This is a genomic window from Cryobacterium sp. PH31-O1, assembly GCF_030063455.1.
Taxonomy (GTDB): domain Bacteria; phylum Actinomycetota; class Actinomycetes; order Actinomycetales; family Microbacteriaceae; genus Cryobacterium.
In genome coordinates this window covers 232,555-249,931 of the sequence record NZ_JASITB010000003.1, presented here as the reverse complement: position 1 = coordinate 249,931, position 17,377 = coordinate 232,555, and the positions used below count along the sequence as shown (strand labels likewise).

Below are 17,377 nucleotides of genomic sequence, written 5' to 3'. Positions count from 1 at the left end.
CGGCCATACTGGGTGCATGTCGGACCCGATCGATGTGCCCGCGTGGCGGCGAAGCCCGGCGCTGTCGGTGCGCGTGCGCATTCTGGCGGCGATCCTGCTCGTGACCGCGGCCGGGCTGGCGATCGCGGGAACCACCGCCTATGTGGTGCAGCGCGAACGCACGCTGAGCGACATCGATTCGGTGCTCACCGACACCGTCGACGACGTGCGCATCGTCGCCGCCGACTCCGCCGCGCTCGACCTGCGCAGCGCGTTGCGCGCCGTTATCGCAGGGGTGCGCCCGGCAACAAATGAGAGCACCCTTGCCGTCATCGACGGTGTGGCGGCGTTCGAACCCCGTGCCGTCGACTTTCGGCTGGTCGACGACGCGCTCGTGCAGCGCAGCGAGGCCGAAACGGCTTCAAACGAGGTCGTGCTCGGTACCGTCACGGCGTCGGGCCGCCTGCTGCGCTATGTTTTCGTCCCGGTCTCCGTCGACGGCGACCCGGCGCAGGGCACGTTCATCGCCGCCTTCGACCTCGACGCCGAACTGAAGCCCGTTTCCGACGCCTCCCGCACCTACCTGCTCGTGGGGCTGGTGACCCTGATCGTCGTCGGGCTGGTTGGCTGGGTCGTGGCCGGTCGCCTGCTGCGCCCCATTAGGGCACTGCGCGAGGCCGCAGCGCGCATCACCGCGTCGGATGTGAGCGAACGCATCCCGGTTGTGGGTCATGACGATGTGTCGGCGTTGACCTTGACCGTGAACGATATGCTCGACCGCTTGCAGGGCGCGCTCACCGGGCAGCGCCAGCTGCTCGACGACGTCGGACACGAGTTGAAGACGCCGATCACCATTGTGCGCGGGCATCTCGAGCTGATGAACCCCGCCAGCGTGGGCGATGTGGTGGCTACCCGTGACCTCGCGATCGATGAACTCGACCGGATGGGTGGGCTCGTGCGGGATATCTCGGCGCTCGCCCAGGTCGAACGGTCAGCCCTCGCGAACCGCCGCCCCACCGACATTTCCGCGCTCGTGGAGCGCGTGCGGCTCAAAGCGGCGGCGCTGTCGGCGCACAGTTGGGTCGTGTCGGCGACGGCCGATGTGGTCGTGGCCGTGGACGCCGACAAACTGACCCAGGCGCTGCTGCAACTCGCGGCCAACGCGGTCAGTCACGGCGCACCGACCGGAGTGATCGAGCTGGGGAGTACCCTCACAGCGGATGCCGCGGGCCGGCCCCGCCTGCAACTCTGGGTGAGCGATCACGGGCCGGGCATCAGCGAAGAACTGCTGCCGCGCGTTTTTGACCGGTTCCAGCGCGGAACTCGCGGCCGCGGCCCGGCCGGCTCCGGCCTCGGCCTGGCGATCGTGGCGGCCATTGCCGAGGCCCACGACGGTACATCCCTGGTCTCCACGACCCCCGGCGGAGGCGCCACGTTCACCATCGACCTCCCCACCGACCAGGCACCTGCGTCACCCGACCCGAAGGGCATCCGCTCGTGAGCCGCATTCTGATCGCCGAAGACGAAGACCGCATCGCCAGTTTCGTCGAAAAGGGGCTCGTCGCCGCCGGTTTCACCACCGTGGTGGTGCGCACCGGAACGGATGCCCTCGACTACGCCATCACCGGCGGGTTCGACCTGCTGATTCTCGACATCGGGCTGCCAGGGCTCGACGGCTACGAGGTACTACGACAGCTGCGAGCCGACGGGTCGGCGCTGCCGGTGATCGTGCTGACGGCCAGGGACTCGGCCGAAGACACGCTCGCGAGCCTCGAAGGCGGAGCCAACGACTATATGTCGAAGCCCTTTCGATTCGACGAACTGCTGGCCCGCGTGCGCCTGCGCATGGCCGAGGCCCCGCGGGCGACGAGTAGCGTGCTCAGCGTCGACGGGCTGCAACTTGACCTGCGCACCCGCCGAGCGACGTTGGGGAGCCGGCAGGTCGACCTCTCGGCACGGGAGTTCGCGCTCGCCGAAGAATTTCTGCGGCACCCCGACCAGGTTCTGAGCAGGGAACAACTACTCAGCCGGGTCTGGGGTTATTCCTGGGATCCCGGGTCGAACATCGTGGACGTCTACGTGGGGTACCTGCGCGCCAAGTTCGGTGCGGACCGCATTGAAACGGTACGAGGCATGGGCTACCGACTCACCTGAGTCGACAGCCCATTCGTCTCCGCGGGCTGGCTACTCGTGATCGCTGTCGTGGCCCGAGTCATCGCTGCCGGAGTTGCTCTCGTCGGCGTCGTCTTCGCCCGAGTTGCTGGCGTCGGCGTCGTGGCCGGAGTTGCTTCCGCGGCCTGAGTTGCCGGAGTCGTCGACCGTGGCCGCGTTACCGGGGCCGGAGTTGCTGTCGACACGGCCGTCGCTGTCGTCGGGGGCGTCGTTCACGTCGTCGGTGCCGTGGCCGGAGCCGACACGGCCGTCGCTGTCGTCCGGCGCATCATTCACATCGTTGCTGATGGAGTCATCGGCCTGGTCGTCGATGCCGTTGCCCGAGCCGACGCGACCATCGCTGTCATCCGGGGCATCCGCTACGTCGTCGATGCCGTTGCCGGAGCCGACGCGGCCGTCGCTGTCGTCGGGAGCATCGGGCAGGTCGGTTGCGACCGGGCTGCTGCTGGAGGTGCTCGTCGGGGCGAGGAGGGTCGGGGCGGTGTTCGCCTGGGCGGCAATCACGCCGACCGACATCAATCCGGCGAGGCCGAGGGTTGCGAGGGTGAGGGTGCGCTTCTTCGTCATCTGAAACATGGGGTGACCTTTCGTCTGCGCCGAGCAAGCGGCGGATGGATTGCGTGGTGATTATCGCCACGAGATCAATCAACCGCACGCCGATAAGACCGGCAGGAGAAGTGCATGAGAGCACTCTCATGGGGATCAGCCGCCGCTGCTGCCCGACCCGCTGCCGCCCGAATCATCAGAGCCGGAATCGTCGTCGTGACCGGGGGCGTCGCCGCCGTGATCGTCCACGGCGACGGGATCCTGGGCGGGAACAGCCTCGGGGCTGGTGCTGGGACTGGTCGGCTCGGCGCCCGGCGTTGGTGTCGCCGCCGCAGTGGATGCCCCGTTCGGCTGCTGCACCGACACCGCCGGAACCTCGATGGGTCGCCCCGGCTGCTCAGCGATGGCGAGCGATCCGGCGAGCGTCGAAGCGATAACAACGAGCACGAACGCACCGACGACCCCACCGACGACCGTGCCGACGATCCAGACCAGCGGTCGAGCCCAGCTGCTGCGCACGTTCATGGTGCCTCCCGATTGACAATCTGTGCTCTCAGTGTGGATCTCGCGGGTGAGCCCAGAGTACGAGCTGCGTGAGAATTCTCTTAGATTTGTCGTACGGGAGTCGAAGCCAGGGCGACCGGCCGACACACTGAGGCGGCCGCATCCGTTTTCGGTGCAGCAGAATCGGCACGAAGTTCAGTCAGATTGTTGAACAATTGCTAGAACTACGGCAGTCTAGGGTGAACGAAAGACGGGTACCATGCCAACCATCGATCTGAACAGCGACGTCGGAGAGTCCTTCGGCAACTGGACCGTCGGCGACGACGCCGCCATCATCGCCTCGGTCACGAGCGTCAACGTGGCCGGCGGCTTTCACGCCGGCGATCCAACGACCATTCGCGCGACCTGCGCCGCCGCGGCCGCCGCGGGCGTCACCGTGGGGGCGCACCCCGGTTACCGCGACCTGGCCGGCTTCGGCCGCCGGTTCATCGACATGGATGCGGCCGAACTCAGCAACGATGTGATCTACCAGATCGGCGCCGTGCAGGCCCTCGCCCGCGCAGCCGGCACAACCGTGCGCTATGTGAAACCGCACGGCGCCCTGTACAACGCGATCGCCCACCACCCGGTTCAGGCGCAGGCCGTGATCGACGCCGTGCGCGCCGTCGACCCGACCCTGGCGCTGATGGTGCTGCCGAACAGCGAGATCGAACGCCGCGCCCAGGCTGGGGGCTTGCGAACCGTGGCTGAAGCGTTCGCCGACCGCGCCTACAACCCCGACGGCAGCCTCGTGTCACGCACGCTGCCCGGTGCTGTTCTGCACTCGGTCGAAGCGGTCACGGCGCAGGTCGTGCGCCTCGCGGTCGAGGGAACCGTCATCGCCGTCGACGGTTCGGTCATCGCGATGCCGGCAGCGAGCATCTGCCTGCACGGCGACACCCCCGACGCGGTGCGGCTCGCCGCGGCGGTGCGTTCGGCCCTGCTAGCCGCCGGTGTTTCCGTTGCGAGTTTCGTCTAGCGGATGACGACCACCATTCGATCCATCCGTCCCGTCGGCGACCGGGCCGTGCTCGTGCAACTCGGCAGCCTCAGCGAGGTGCTCGGGCTGTATGAGGCGTTGCGTGAGCATCCGCTCCCCGGGCAGGTAGACCTGATCGCCGCCGCCGAAACGGTGCTCGTCACGGCCGACTCGGCGAAAGCCGCTCGCGGCTTCGCGGCCCGGTTGCGCTCGATCACGCCGGGCGCGGCCGCCACGGGCCAGAACGAGCTCGTGACCATCGACGTGATCTACGACGGTGACGACCTCGACGAGGTCGGCGACCTCACCGGGCTCGGCCGGGACGGCGTGATCGGGGCGCACACCGGGCAGCAGTGGACCGCCGCGTTCGGCGGCTTCGCGCCCGGCTTCGCCTACCTCGTCGGCGACGACCGCCTGCGGGTGTCCCGGCGGGACAGCCCACGAAAGGCCGTTCCGGCCGGTTCGGTGGCGCTCGCAGACAACTATTCGGCCGTCTACCCACGCGTCACTCCCGGCGGCTGGCAGCTGATTGGCCGCACCGACGCCACCCTGTGGAACCTCGACCGCGACCAGCCCGCACTCGTGCAGCCGGGCAACCGGGTGCAGTTCCGTGCGGTGCGCGAGTTCGTGCGCGCCGCGCCGACGACCGTCGTGACCGACGTCGCCGACCTGCCCGCCGATCTTCTCGTCGTACAGCCGGGGCTGCAGACCACCGTGCAGGATCTTGGCCGCCCCGGCCTCGCCCACCTCGGCGTGGCCGGCGCCGGTGCCCTCGACCGCGGTGCCCTGCGCCGTGCCAACCGGCTGGTTGGCAACCCGGCCTCGGCCGCCGTACTCGAGAACGCCCTCGGCGGCCTCGTGCTCGAGGCCCGCACCGAGCAGGTGCTCGCGGTGGCGGGGGCATCCGTTCTCCTCACGATCAGCAGAACGGATGCCGCCCCCCGCGTCGTGCCCACCGACGCCCCGTTCGCGTTGCACATCGGTGAACGGCTCAGCCTGGGCGCCCCGCTGTGGGGCGTGCGCAGTTATGTGGCCGTGCGTGGCGGCTTAAACCTGCCGCTCGCGCTCGGCAGCCGCTCCACCGACTCGATGTCTGGTATTGGGCCGGCGCCGCTCGTCGTCGGCGCCGAATTGACGGTGCTGCCGGCACCGGCCACGAGTGTGGTCGGGGCGGCTGAACCCGCGCCGAGCCCGCCCGCCGACCTGACCGTGTTGCGGTACGTGCGCGGCCCCCGCGCCGACTGGTTCAGCGCCGAAACGCTCGCCGACTTCGACCGCACCGATTGGGCCGTCACCATTCAGTCGAACCGTATCGGCCTGCGCCTCGACGGGCCGGCGCTGCACCGCGCGCGCCCTGGAGAACTGCCCAGTGAGGGCACCGTGTCCGGCGCCATCCAGCTGCCGGCCTCCGGTGTTCCGGTGTTGTTCCTCGCCGACCACCCGGTCACCGGCGGCTACCCGGTGCTCGGCGTTGTGCTGCACGCCGACCTGGACCGGGCGGCGCAGCTCGGCCCGGGCGCGCGCATCCGCTTTGCCGCCATTACCCCTGAAACCCCGAACGAGAGCTGAACCGTGCAGAAAGTACTCATTGCCAACCGCGGCGAAATCGCCGTGCGCATCATTCGTGGCTGTTCCGACGCCGGGCTCGACTCGGTAGCCGTCTACGCCGACGTCGACGCCGACGCGCTGCACGTCGGCATGGCTACCGAGGCCTACGCGCTCGGCGGCAACAACCCCGCAGACACCTACCTCAACGTGCCGAAGCTGCTCGCCATCGCCCACCGGGCCGGCGCCGACGCCGTGCACCCGGGCTACGGATTTCTCTCTGAGAACGCCGACTTCGCCCAGGCCGTGCAGGACGCCGGGCTGATCTGGATCGGGCCGAGCCCGGAGAGTATCCGGGTGCTCGGCAATAAGGTCTCGGCGCGCGAGATCGCGGTGCGCGTGGGCGCTCCGCTCGTTCCCGGCTCGAACGGTACCCTCGAAACCGCCGTCGAGGTGCGCGCCTTCGCCGAGGAACACGGCCTGCCGGTGGCCATCAAGGCAGCGTTCGGCGGCGGCGGCCGCGGCATGAAGGTGGTCTGGGAACTCGACGCCATCGAGGAATCCTTCGACTCGGCGGTGCGGGAGAGCCTGGCCGCGTTCGGTCGAGGGGAATGCTATGTCGAACGTTTTCTGCACCAGCCCCGCCACGTTGAAGCGCAAATTCTGGCCGACGGGAACGGCAACGTGATCGTCGTCGGCACCCGCGACTGCTCGTTGCAGCGCCGCAACCAGAAACTGGTCGAAGAGGCGCCGGCGCCGTTCCTCACCGAGCAGCAGCAGGGCCTCATCTGCACCTCCGCCAAAGCCATCTGCCGGGAGGCCGGGTATGTCGGCGCCGGCACCGTGGAATACCTGCTCGCCGACGACGGCAGCATCTCCTTTCTCGAGGTGAACACCCGCCTGCAGGTGGAACACCCGATCACCGAAGAGACCTCCGGCGTCGACCTCGTGCTCGCCCAGCTCACCATCGCCGCCGGCGGGCCGCTGCCGGTGGCTGAGGACCCGGTGGCACACGGCCACTCCTTCGAATTTCGCATCAATGCCGAAGACCCGGGCCGCGGCTTTCTGCCCTCGCCCGGCACCGTGACGACCTTCACGGTGCCGACCGGGCCGGGAATCCGGGTGGATGCGGGCATCCGCTCGGGCGACGCGGTGGCCCCGCAATTCGATTCGCTGCTCGCCAAGCTCATCGTCACCGGTGCCGACCGGCCGCAGGCGCTGCGCCGGGCCCGCCGGGCGCTCGCCGAGTTCGAGATCGCGGGCGTGCCGACCGTGCTTCCGTTCCACCGGGCGGTCGTCGACCTGCCCGCGTTCACCGCACCGGACCGGCTCGGCGTGTACACCAGCTGGATCGAAACAGAGTTCGCCGAGCAGCTCGCCAACGACCCCCAGCTCGCTCCGGCCGCCGTGCCGGTGGGCCGCCGCACCATCACAATCGAACTCGACGGGCGGAGGATGGAGCTCGGCCTGCCCGAGAACCTGCTCGCTGGCTTCGCGCAGGGTGGCGCTGCCCCGGTGGCGCCGATCGAACAGGCCGACCCGGCCGAGTTGCACTCCACCATGAGCGGCACCGTCGTGAAATGGCTCGTCGAACCCGGCGCCACGGTAGCCGAGGGCGATGTGCTGCTCGTGCTCGAAGCCATGAAGATGGAGTCAACCGTCGTCGCGCACCGCGCCGGCACGCTCGGGCACCTGCTCGTGGCCGCCGGCGACGCGGTGACGTTATCCGACGTCGTGGCCAGCATCGAGGCCTGAGCGCGAGAGTCGATACTGTGTGGGTATGACCCTCGACGAGATCCTCCCCGACCTGCGTCGCCAGAGCGTCGACGTGCGCCACGCCGAAACCGGCCTGTGGGCCGCGTCGATGCTGCGCGAACACATCTCGGCCGGCCAGCTCGCACCCGGCGCCAAGCTGTCGGAGGAACCACTCTGCGAGGTGCTCGGCGTCTCCCGCAACACCCTGCGAGAGGCCTTCGCGACCCTGGCCCAGGAACACATCGTCACCCGCATCCCGAACCGCGGCGTCTTCGTAACCCGTCCGACCGCCGACGACATCCGCGAGATCTACCGCGTGCGGCGTTTTCTCGAACCGGCAGCGCTGACCTGGTCGACCGACGCGAAAACGGATACCCTCCACGCCGCCATCGCGCGCGCCCGCGCCGCGCGCACCGCCGGTTCCGTGCCCGGCATGGCGAGCGCCAATCAGGACTTCCACGCCGGGGTCGTCGCCCTGACCAAAAGCGACCGGCTGGGCGCGCAGATGACGCAGGTGCTCGCCGAAATGCGGCTGGTCTTCTACTCCATGGTCGCCGACCCGCTCTTTCACGCCCCCTACATCGACGACAACGCCGACATCCTGTCGACGTTCGAGTCGGGGGAGCGGGCGGAGGCGGCCACGCTCATGGTCGACTACCTGCGCCGCGCTGAGACGCAGCTGCTCGCGGCGCACGCCCGCGGGTAGGGCCGCGCCGCCGCCCGGCTGGGCGTTCGCCCGCGCCGCGGTATCAACTGGCGGACTGCACCCGCCGGTCTAGGGCACCAGGTAGTCGGAGTCGCGGGCATCCGTGATGAGCATGTGGCCGGGGGCGTGGCCGATCGCGAGCGGCGGGGCTGACTCCATCACAGCCGCCTGAGGGGTGACTCCGCAGGCCCAGAACACGGGCACGAAGCCGTCGGCTACGGCCACCGGGTCCCCGAAATCGGGCCGCGCGAGATCGCGGATGCCGAGCTCCGCCGGATCCCCGATGTGCACGGGGGCGCCATGCACGGCGGGGTAACGTGCGGTGATGCGCGCGGCATCCGCTACCCGTTCGGCGGCGATGGGGCGCATCGACACGACCAGCGGCCCGGCCATGCTGCCAGCGGGGGCGCAGCGCCGATTGGTGCGATACATCGGCACGTTGCGGCCCTGCTCGATGTGGGCGATGGGGATGCCCGCCTGCTGCAGCGCCGACTCGAAGGTGAAACTGCAACCGACGATGAAGGTCACCAGGTCGTCGCGCCACCAGTCGGTCAGATCGGTGGGCTCGTCGACGAGCACGCCATTCTGGTAAATCGTGTAGCGGCCGACGTCGGTGCGAATATCGCCGCCGACCAGCAGCGGGCCACTCGTCTGGCCGGCCTCAAGCACCCCGAGAATTGGGCACGGTTTCGGGTTGCGTTCGGCGAAGAGCAGCACGTCGAAGGCCTGCTCTTTTGGCACGATGATGAGGTTGGCCTGGGTGAAGCCGCTCGACCAGCCCGCTGTCGGCGTGGCCAGCCCGTCGCGGAACAGGGCGCGGGCTTGGGCTGGCGTGAGCTTTGCCCGGTTGATGACGCTCACGCCCACAGCTGCACCAGGCCGCCGAGTGAGCGGTACCCGAGATACAGGGTCAGCAGCCAGGCGGCGACGCCAATGACGAGCAGCCACTTGGGATAGACGTAGCCGCCGAGCAGGTCGCGGCGGCGCCACGCCACCCAGAGGATGACGGCAAAGCCGACCGGCAGGATCAGCCCATTCACTGCGCCAGCCATGATCAGCAGGGTGGCCGGGGCCTGGCCGACCAGGGTGAAGACGGTGGCCGACACCGCGATGAACACGCAGGTGGCGATGCTGCGCACCCGCGGCGAGGTCTTGGTGGTGGTGACGAATGAGATCGAGGTGTACGCGGCACCGATCACCGAGGTGATCGAGGCGGCCCAGAGGATCACGCCGAACAGTTTGAGGCCGATGTCGCCGGCCGCGGACTGGAACGCTTCGGCGGCGAGGTTGTCGCTGGTGAGGGCTACGCCGCCGGCGACGACGCCGAGAATGGCCAGGAACAACAGCACCCGGATCACGCCGGTGATGATGATGCCCAGAATCGAGCTTTTGGTGATCTCGCCCACGTTTTCGGGCCCGAAGACGCCGGCGTCGATCATGCGGTGCGCGCCGGCGTAGGTGATGTAGCCGCCGATGGTGCCGCCGATGAGGGTCGTGATGATGAGAAAGTCAACGTTGTCGGGAATGACGGCGTTCTTGAGCGCTTCGCCGAGCGGCGGCTGCGACACGATCGCCACATAGCCGATGAGCAGGATCATGACCGCGCCGAGCACGACGACGATCTTGTCGAGGGCGACGCCGGCGCGCTTGCTCAGAAAGATGGCGATGGCGATCGCGGCCGAGATGAGGCCGCCGATCTTCGGGTCGATGCCGAACAGCACGTTCGTGCCGAGGCCGGTACCGGCGATGTTGCCCACGTTGAAGACGAGTCCGCCGATGCAGATGAGCGCGGCGAGAAACCAGCCGGCGCCGGGCAGCACGGTGTTGGCGAGTTCCTGGGCGCGCTTACCGCTCACCCCGATCACCCGCCACACGTTGAGCTGAACGGCGATGTCCACCAGGATCGACACCAGAATGGCAAACGCGAAGGCGGCGCCGAGCTGCACCGTGAACGTGGTGGTTTGCACGATGAAGCCGGGACCGACCGCGCTCGTGGCCATGAGAAACATGGCTCCGAGCAGCGCGCCGCGATGCTTGTTCCTGAGCTTCTTCTTCGGTTTGCCCATGACGGGCTTGACGGTCGTGGCCATGGGGCTGCTCACTTCTTTGGGATACGAGTCAGCACCGGCGGTCACTGAATGTGAGAAAGCCTATGATTGTTCAACAATCCCCGCAACTCTTTGGGACAAATTGGTACATCTTGTAATCTGCCCGAAACGCTGGCGGCGGCTAGAGCGCGCGCATCCGGTTGTTGCGGGGGTTGTGTTCCACTTCGGCGAGGCCGAGGGCTTCGAGCAGTGGCGGCACATACATGCCGAAGCGTCCGCGAAAACCGTTCTTGAGGCCATACCAGCCTCCAACCGGGTTATTCTCTGCGCGACCCCAGGCCTCGACGGTGTCAGGCCTGGCCTCCTTCTTCTCATCGGCGGCACCGAGCTCGACCCAGTCGCCGTTCTCCTTGAGCATGGTATGCAGGTCCTCCACGCAGCTCAGCCGGTAGGACAGCGTGGTCGACCCGACCTTGCAGATGAGGGCGGGGGGAGTGGCCGCCTCGTCGCGATACATGAGGTACTCCGACGACCCCGGCGGAGTGCGCAGCACCCACGGGTCGTCCCTGGTGCCGGTTCCGATGCTCGTGCTGGTCATCTCTGTCTCCTCGTGATCTGGGGTTCTCAACCGATTCATCATGGCTCGTCGCGGGTTGAATCGCTACGGAACGAGCGCATCGGGCAGGAATGCCTGTCACCCCGGTGCATAACTCCTGCAATTTCTGGAGCCCATCGGTTACTTCCTCGTGATTGCGCGGAACAATTCTGACGATCGCACAAATTGCAGGAGTTATGCCGATTGGGTGGGGCGGATGGGGCAGCCGAGCGGGCCGCGCGGCCCGGCGGGGGAATGGACAGTGTCTTCCATTCAGTGGAAGTAGCCGGTAGCGTGGCCGGATATGAGCGGAAAACCGGCATTGAAGCGCGCGAACGGCCCCCTAACGGTCGTCGACGACCGCTCCGTCGCGGCCCGACTGTTTGCCCTTCTCGACGCTTTCGCGGCGCCGGCCGGGGCCACCTCGCTCACCCTGACCCTCACGGCGCTCGCCGAACGTGCGGGGCTTCCGCTCTCGACCACCCACCGGCTGGTCGGCGAGCTGGTCGGCTGGGGCGCCCTGACCAAACAACACAATGGCCAGTACTCGCTCGGCATGAAGCTGTGGGAGCTGGGAGTGCAGACCCCGACCGCCCAGAACCTCCGCACCATCGCGTTGCCCTACCTCGAAGACCTCTACGAGACGACGCGCGAGCATGTGCACCTCGCGATTCTCGACGGGCGTGATGCCCTCTATCTGGAGAAGCTCTCCGGGCATCACGCCGTGCGCCTGACCAGCCGGGTCGGTGCGCGACTGCCGCTGCACTCCACCGGGGTCGGGCTCGTGTTGTTAGCCCACGCTCCGGCCGACGTTCTGCAGGCGTACCTCGCCACCGGGCTCGAGCGCTTTCTGCCGCGCACCGTCACCGAGCCGGACGCCGTGCGCAAACGACTCGCCGAGATTCGCCTGACCGGAGTGGCCCGCCTGTCCGAGGAGATGACCCGGGGGTCGAGCTCGATCGCGGCCCCGATTCGCGACCGCACCGGACGGGTCGTCGCCGCCGTGTCGATCGTGACCCGCACCACCCTGATCGTCGACCCGGAGCGGGAGTATGCGGTGCGGCTGGCCGCGCAGGGCGTCAGCCGTGCCCTCGGCTACCGTCGGGCTCAGCAGTGACACCACACAAACTAACTTTCACTGAGTGGAAATTCTCCCGCGCAGCCGCCCGCCGCCGTCCACACTGATCACAACGCCCCCTGTCACCGTCGCTAGGAGAACCTGTGCCCCACGAAACCACCCGCGTCGCCATCATCGGCGCCGGTCCCGCCGGCCTTCTCCTGAGCTGGGCCCTGCGCGACGCCGGCATCGACTCGATCGTCGTCGAAAACCGCTCGCAGGAGTACGTGCTCGGCCGCATCCGCGCCGGCGTTCTCGAACAGGGCTCGGTCGAAACCCTGACCCGTCTCGGGCTGGGTGACCGCCTCGCAGCCGAGGGCTTGCAGCACGATGGAATATTTCTGCAGTACGCCGGCGAGCGCCACAACGTGAACTTCAACGAGCTGATCGGCCGCACCGTCACCGTGTACGGCCAGCAGCAGGTCGTGAAAGATCTCGTCACCGCCCACGAAGCCGCCGGGTCGACGATCTACTACGAGGCGTCCGATGTGGCCGTCGACGGCCTGTTGACCAAGAGCCCGAGCGTCACCTTCGTGCATGACGGCCAACAGCACACCATCAACGCCGACTTCGTGGTGGGCGCCGACGGGTTTCACGGCATCTGCCGCGCCTCGATTCCGAGCCATGAGATCACCCTGTTCGACCGCAGCTACCCCTACGCCTGGCTCGGCATCCTCGCCGACGTGGCACCGTCCTCCGACGAGCTCGTCTACGCCCTGCACGAAGACGGATTCGCGATGCTCTCGATGCGTTCGCCGGTCGTCTCCCGACTGTACCTGCAGGTGGACCCGGCCGACGATATCAAGAACTGGTCAGACGAGCGCATCTGGGAGGCGCTGCACACCCGCCTCGGCACCCCCGGCTGGAGCCTGGCCGAAGGCCAGATCACCGACAAATCGATCACCCCGATGCGCAGCTTCGTCGCCTCTCGCCTCGCCTACGGCAACCTGTTCCTGGTCGGCGACGCCGGGCACATCGTGCCGCCGACCGGCGCAAAGGGCCTCAACTCCGCCATCTCCGACGTCACCCAGCTCGCCGCGGCACTCACCGCCTTCTACGCGAACGACGAGACCCTGCTCGCCGGTTACAGTGACACCGCGCTGGCCCGGCAGTGGCGGGTGCAGCAGTTCTCCCGCTGGATGACCGAGATGCTGCACACCAGCCCCGGCGACCTGCAGACCGGAGCCTTCGACTACCGCAGCCAGCTCGGCCAGCTCGACTACGTCACCCACTCGCCGCTCGCTGCGCGCATGCTCGCCGAGCAGTACACCGGCCTCCTGCTCTAGTAGAAATCGAGGACATCATGACCAACGCACCAGCCAGCCAGAACGAGATCACCGCCGAGATCGAAGCGATCGAAGCGGATGCCGCCGCCCGCGTCGCCGCCCGCGTCGCCGCCGGCGGCTCGCCCGAACTGCAGCCGCGCCGCGACTACGCCCCGTACCGCAGCTCCCTGCTGCGCCACCCTACCCACGAGCTCGTGCGGGTCGACCCGGAAGAGGTCGAACGGGTCTCACCCGCCTTCGGCCACACCGACGTCAACGTGCTCGAGAGCGACCTCACCATCCAGCACGCCGGCGAACCGATCGGCGAACGGATGACGGTGAGCGGCCGGGTGCTCGACGGCGAGGGCCGCCCGGTGCGGCACCAGCTGATCGAACTGTGGCAGGCCAACGCCGGCGGACGCTACGTGCACAAACGCGACCAGCATCCGGCCCCGCTCGACCCCAACTTCACCGGAGTCGGCCGCGCCATCACCGGAGACAAGGGCGAGTACTCGTTCACCACGATCAAACCAGGACCCTACCCGTGGAAGAACCACATGAACGCGTGGCGACCCGCGCACATCCACTTTTCGCTGTTCGGCACCGCGTTCACGCAGCGCCTGATCACGCAGATGTACTTTCCCGGCGACCCGCTGTTCGCGCTCGACCCGATCTACCAGTCGATCGCTGACGCCGACGCTCGCGCCCGCCTGATCGGGCAGTACGACCACAGCCTGAGCGTGCCCGAGTTCTCGCTCGGGTACCGTTGGGACATCGTACTCACCGGACCCAAATCAACCTGGATGGAAAGTGAAGGCGCCGATGAGTGAGCCCACCCCCGCCCTGCAGACCCCGTCGCAGACGGTTGGCCCGTTCTACGGCTACGCCCTGCCCTATGCCGGCGGGCCGGAGCTGGTTCCCGGGCATCATCCCCGCGCCATCCGCTTTCACGGCACCGTCACCGACGGCGCTGGCGAGCCCATCCTCGACGCCCTGCTGGAGATCTGGCAGGCCGACGAGAACGGCGCGCTGATGCGCGAACTCGGCAGCCTCGACCGTGACGGCTTCACCTTCACCGGGTTCGGTCGCTGTGCGACCACGATCGCCGGCCACTACACCTTCACGACCCTCAAACCTGGGGCGGCCGGCGCCGCGGCTCCCTACATCCTGGTGACCGTGTTCGCCCGCGGAGTGACCCACCACCTGTTCACCCGCGCCTACTTCGCCGAGGATGCTGCCCTGCACGCGAGCGACGCGGTGCTGCGCAGCCTGCCGGCCGACCGCCGGGACACCCTCATCTGCGTCTCGGAGGGCGTCGTCGGGGGATCCGATTCCTACCGTTTCGACATTCGCGTGCAGGGCGAGAACGAGACCGTCTTTTTGGATTTCGATGCCTAATCACAGTTTTGATGCCGGGCTGCTCAACCCGCTCAGTCACGGCACCCGGGAATCCGAACTGACCAGCGACCAGGCCTGGCTGCAGGCGATGGTCGACGCCGAGCTCGCCCTCAGCCGCGCGCTCGTCGACGCGGGTCTGGCCCCGGAGTGGATGCTCACCGTCTGCGACCAGCTCGCCGACGCCAGCCAGTTCGACCTCGGCGCGATCGCGCTCGAAGCCCGCGGCGGCGGCAACCCGGTGATTCCCTTCGTGAAACACCTCGGCCGGGCGGCCGAGAGCGTGCGGGCCGGGGCGTCAGACCACATTCACGTCGGCGCGACCAGCCAGGACATCCTTGACACGGCCGCGATGATCGTGGCCCGGCGGGTGACTCGCGAACTCATTGACCAGCTCGATGCCCTCGGCGGTATCCTCGCCGACCTCGCCGAGCAGCACCGCGGCACGGTGATGAGCGGTCGTACTCTCGGCCAGCAGGCCTCGCCGACCAGTTTCGGCTTCGTCGCGGCCGGCTGGCTCGACGCCGTGCTGCTGATTCTCACCCGACTCGACGGCATCGCCGAGACCCTGCCGGTGCAGCTCGGCGGAGCGGTCGGCAACCTCGCCGTGCTCACCGAGATCGCGCGGGCGAGGCGCAGCGACGCCCCCGCCGCCGACGTTCTCGACACCATTTTGGAGCGGTTCGCCCACCACGTTGGCCTGGCCGTGCCGCGCCTGAGCTGGCACACCAATCGGGTCGTCATCTCCGAACTCGCCTCGGTGCTCGCCGCCGCAACCGGTGTCGCCGGCACCTTCGCCCTCGACGTATCGGTGCTCTCCCGCACCGAAATCGCCGAGGTCAGCGAGCGCCTCGCCCCCGGCCAGGGAGGATCCAGCGCCATGCCGCACAAACGCAACCCGGTCTCAGCCGTGCTGATCACGGCGGCGGCGTTGCAGACGCCGGGGCTGGCCTCCACTCTCTACGGCAGCATGCTGGCCGAAGACCAGCGCCCGAGCGGTGCCTGGCACGCGGAATGGCAGTCGTTGCGGGTGCTCGAACGGCTCACAATTTCGGCCGTGACCGGCGCGGCGTCGCTCGCCGCCCGCCTCGATGTCGACCCTGATCGCATGCGCGCCAATCTCGATCTCACCGACGGGCTCGTTTTCAGTGAGCGCGTCACCACCATTTTGGCCGAAACCGTGGGCAAGACCACCGCCTTCGCGCTGGTCGAACGCGCCGCGCAGGAGGCCTTCGTCACCAACCGGCCACTGCAGGTCGTGCTCGCCAGCATGCTCATTGCCGAGGGCTGCAGTGATGCGCTGCGCGCCGAGGTCTGGGCGGCGTTCAACTATGAGGGCGAATCCGGACAGTCCGCCGCCGGCATCGACCGCGTCGTGCAGAGCTTTCGGCGGCGAGCGGCGGTGTCAGACCGAGGCGCTATCGTCGAAGAAAGAACCCAATCCAACAACGACGTGAGGATTTCATGAGTCAGCCCGTCATCCTCTGCACCGTCGAGCCGGCGCAAAACGGTGACGTGAACGCGCCACTGATCATTTTGGGACCATCGCTTGGCACCACGACCGATCTGTGGGCGAGCGTTGTGCCCGCGCTCACCGCCACCCATCGGGTACTGCGCTTCGATCTGCCCGGGCACGGGTTCGGTCCGAAAGCGTCTGCCGCGTTCACGATTGAAGAGGTCGCCGACGCCGTCGCCGGCTTGGCCGATTCACTCGCTGTCGACACTTTTCACTATGCGGGCATCTCCCTCGGTGGCGCCATCGGCCTGGCCCTGGCCGTGAATCACCCCGCGCGTCTCGCGAGCCTCGCCGTGCTCTGTTCCGGCTCGAAAATCGGCACGTTCGACGCCTGGACCGAGCGGGCGGCCGGGGTGCGGGCGAGCGGCACCCCGTCGCTTATAGCGGGCAGCGCCGCGCGCTGGTTCGCTCCCGACTTTCTTAGCCGCGACCCCAGGGCCGGCGCCCATGCGCTCAACCAGCTGCTCGATATCGACGATGAATCGTATGCGCTCGCCTGCGAAGCGCTCGCCGTCTTCGACCAAACGGATGCCCTCGGCGGCATCCGCACGCCCGTCCTGTGCGTTTCGGGCGAATTCGACTCCGTGACGCCGAGCCGTCAACTCCAGGAGGTCGCCTCGCGCATCCCGGGGGCCCGGGCCGTAGAGCTGGCCGGGGTCGCGCACCTGCCGTCCCTCGAGCAGCCGCTCGACGTCGGGGTACTGCTCGACGAATGGGTGGCCGGGGCTGCAACGCGCGGTGTGACCGAATGGCACCCGGCCGACGTGGCCGAGCCGCTCCCGGGGAGTCGCACGGCGGCATCCGCTTATGCCGACGGCATGGCCGTGCGCCGCGCGGTCCTTGGTGACAAACACGTCGATGCGGCCACCGCCGCGATCACGCCCGAAACCGCGGTGTTTCAAGATTTCATCACCCGCTACGCCTGGGGCGAGATCTGGACCCGGCCGGGCCTCGACCGCCGCACGCGCAGTTTTCTGACCATCGCGGCCCTCGTCACCGGCGGGCACGAGGGTGAGCTCGCGATGCACGTGCGTGCCGCCCTGACCAACGGGTTGAGCCGTGCCGAGATCAGCGAGGCCATTCTGCACACCGCGATCTACGCGGGCGTGCCGGCCGCCAACGCAGCGTTCGCCGTGGCTCGCGAAACTTTCGCCGCGCTCGATGCGGCCTCGAATATTCCAGACGACACCACCATTCGGCCCAGCTAAAGGACCTG

At 68.2% G+C, this 17,377-nt stretch carries 17 protein-coding genes; 12 read left to right on the top strand and 5 right to left on the bottom strand.

Going from position 1 to position 17,377, the window contains the following annotated elements:
• Window positions 1-16: 16 nt before the first annotated feature.
• Together QMK31_RS08395 and QMK31_RS08390 are read left to right on the top strand one after the other, a co-directional pair.
• The gene (locus QMK31_RS08395) at window positions 17-1,480 is read left to right on the top strand and encodes a sensor histidine kinase (RefSeq protein WP_283500494.1); all 1,464 of its coding nucleotides are present in this window, start codon (window positions 17-19) and stop codon (window positions 1,478-1,480) included.
• Window positions 1,477-2,133: a response regulator transcription factor gene (locus QMK31_RS08390; protein ID WP_283500493.1), complete on the top strand. Its 657-nt coding sequence runs from the start codon at window positions 1,477-1,479 to the stop codon at window positions 2,131-2,133. The genes QMK31_RS08395 and QMK31_RS08390 overlap by 4 nt, the downstream gene beginning before the upstream one ends.
• A 30-nt stretch (window positions 2,134-2,163) precedes the next feature.
• On the opposite strand, the gene QMK31_RS08385 is transcribed toward QMK31_RS08390, so the two are convergent.
• Window positions 2,164-2,727: a hypothetical protein gene (locus QMK31_RS08385; RefSeq protein ID WP_283500492.1), complete on the bottom strand. Its 564-nt coding sequence runs from the start codon at window positions 2,725-2,727 to the stop codon at window positions 2,164-2,166.
• Window positions 2,728-2,853: 126 nt separating this feature from the next.
• Window positions 2,854-3,222 (bottom strand): hypothetical protein, encoded by a 369-nt coding sequence (locus tag QMK31_RS08380; RefSeq protein ID WP_283500491.1) that lies wholly within the window; start codon window positions 3,220-3,222, stop codon window positions 2,854-2,856.
• Between the two features lie 238 nt (window positions 3,223-3,460).
• Between QMK31_RS08380 and QMK31_RS08375 the strand changes: the two genes are divergently transcribed.
• From QMK31_RS08375 to QMK31_RS08360, 4 genes are read left to right on the top strand one after another with little or no spacing between them, the layout of a single operon-like run.
• Entirely contained in the window at window positions 3,461-4,219 is a 759-nt protein-coding gene (locus tag QMK31_RS08375; RefSeq protein WP_283500490.1) for a LamB/YcsF family protein, read from the top strand.
• A 3-nt stretch (window positions 4,220-4,222) separates the two neighbouring features.
• Window positions 4,223-5,788: a 5-oxoprolinase subunit B/C family protein gene (locus tag QMK31_RS08370; protein WP_283500489.1), complete on the top strand. Its 1,566-nt coding sequence runs from the start codon at window positions 4,223-4,225 to the stop codon at window positions 5,786-5,788.
• Between the two features lie 3 nt (window positions 5,789-5,791).
• Window positions 5,792-7,519 carry an acetyl/propionyl/methylcrotonyl-CoA carboxylase subunit alpha gene (locus QMK31_RS08365; protein ID WP_283500488.1) on the top strand — a complete coding sequence of 576 codons (1,728 nt, stop codon included), beginning with the start codon at window positions 5,792-5,794 and terminating at the stop codon, window positions 7,517-7,519.
• Window positions 7,520-7,544: 25 nt separating this feature from the next.
• A complete protein-coding gene (locus QMK31_RS08360; protein WP_283500487.1) occupies window positions 7,545-8,225 on the top strand; it encodes a GntR family transcriptional regulator in 681 nt (226 codons plus the stop codon).
• A gap of 69 nt (window positions 8,226-8,294) precedes the next feature.
• Here the strand turns inward: QMK31_RS08360 and QMK31_RS08355 are convergent, their stop codons facing one another.
• From QMK31_RS08355 to QMK31_RS08345, 3 genes are all read right to left on the bottom strand, one after another.
• A complete protein-coding gene (locus QMK31_RS08355; protein WP_502852769.1) occupies window positions 8,295-9,086 on the bottom strand; it encodes a putative hydro-lyase in 792 nt (263 codons plus the stop codon).
• Entirely contained in the window at window positions 9,083-10,315 is a 1,233-nt protein-coding gene (locus QMK31_RS08350) for an NRAMP family divalent metal transporter (RefSeq protein WP_502852767.1), read from the bottom strand. The genes QMK31_RS08355 and QMK31_RS08350 overlap by 4 nt, the downstream gene beginning before the upstream one ends.
• A gap of 139 nt (window positions 10,316-10,454) precedes the next feature.
• Window positions 10,455-10,871 carry a DUF6855 family protein gene (locus tag QMK31_RS08345; protein WP_283500485.1) on the bottom strand — a complete coding sequence of 139 codons (417 nt, stop codon included), beginning with the start codon at window positions 10,869-10,871 and terminating at the stop codon, window positions 10,455-10,457.
• Window positions 10,872-11,172: 301 nt separating this feature from the next.
• On the opposite strand from QMK31_RS08345, the gene QMK31_RS08340 reads away from it, so the two are divergent.
• The 6 genes from QMK31_RS08340 (at window position 11,173) to pcaDC (ending at window position 17,369) form a co-directional block, all read left to right on the top strand.
• Complete coding sequence (locus QMK31_RS08340; protein WP_283500484.1) at window positions 11,173-11,985, top strand: IclR family transcriptional regulator; 813 nt, start codon at window positions 11,173-11,175, stop codon at window positions 11,983-11,985.
• A gap of 104 nt (window positions 11,986-12,089) precedes the next feature.
• Complete coding sequence (locus QMK31_RS08335; protein WP_283500483.1) at window positions 12,090-13,271, top strand: 4-hydroxybenzoate 3-monooxygenase; 1,182 nt, start codon at window positions 12,090-12,092, stop codon at window positions 13,269-13,271.
• A gap of 17 nt (window positions 13,272-13,288) precedes the next feature.
• Complete coding sequence (gene pcaH, locus QMK31_RS08330; protein ID WP_283500482.1) at window positions 13,289-14,080, top strand: protocatechuate 3,4-dioxygenase subunit beta; 792 nt, start codon at window positions 13,289-13,291, stop codon at window positions 14,078-14,080.
• A complete protein-coding gene (gene pcaG / locus QMK31_RS08325) occupies window positions 14,073-14,648 on the top strand; it encodes a protocatechuate 3,4-dioxygenase subunit alpha (RefSeq protein WP_283500481.1) in 576 nt (191 codons plus the stop codon). Before pcaH ends, pcaG begins: the two co-directional genes overlap by 8 nt.
• Complete coding sequence (locus QMK31_RS08320) at window positions 14,641-16,113, top strand: lyase family protein (RefSeq protein ID WP_283500480.1); 1,473 nt, start codon at window positions 14,641-14,643, stop codon at window positions 16,111-16,113. Before pcaG ends, QMK31_RS08320 begins: the two co-directional genes overlap by 8 nt.
• Window positions 16,110-17,369 (top strand): bifunctional 3-oxoadipate enol-lactonase/4-carboxymuconolactone decarboxylase PcaDC, encoded by a 1,260-nt coding sequence (pcaDC, locus tag QMK31_RS17230; RefSeq protein WP_349361550.1) that lies wholly within the window; start codon window positions 16,110-16,112, stop codon window positions 17,367-17,369. The genes QMK31_RS08320 and pcaDC overlap by 4 nt, the downstream gene beginning before the upstream one ends.
• The last annotated feature ends 8 nt before the right edge of the window (window positions 17,370-17,377 follow it).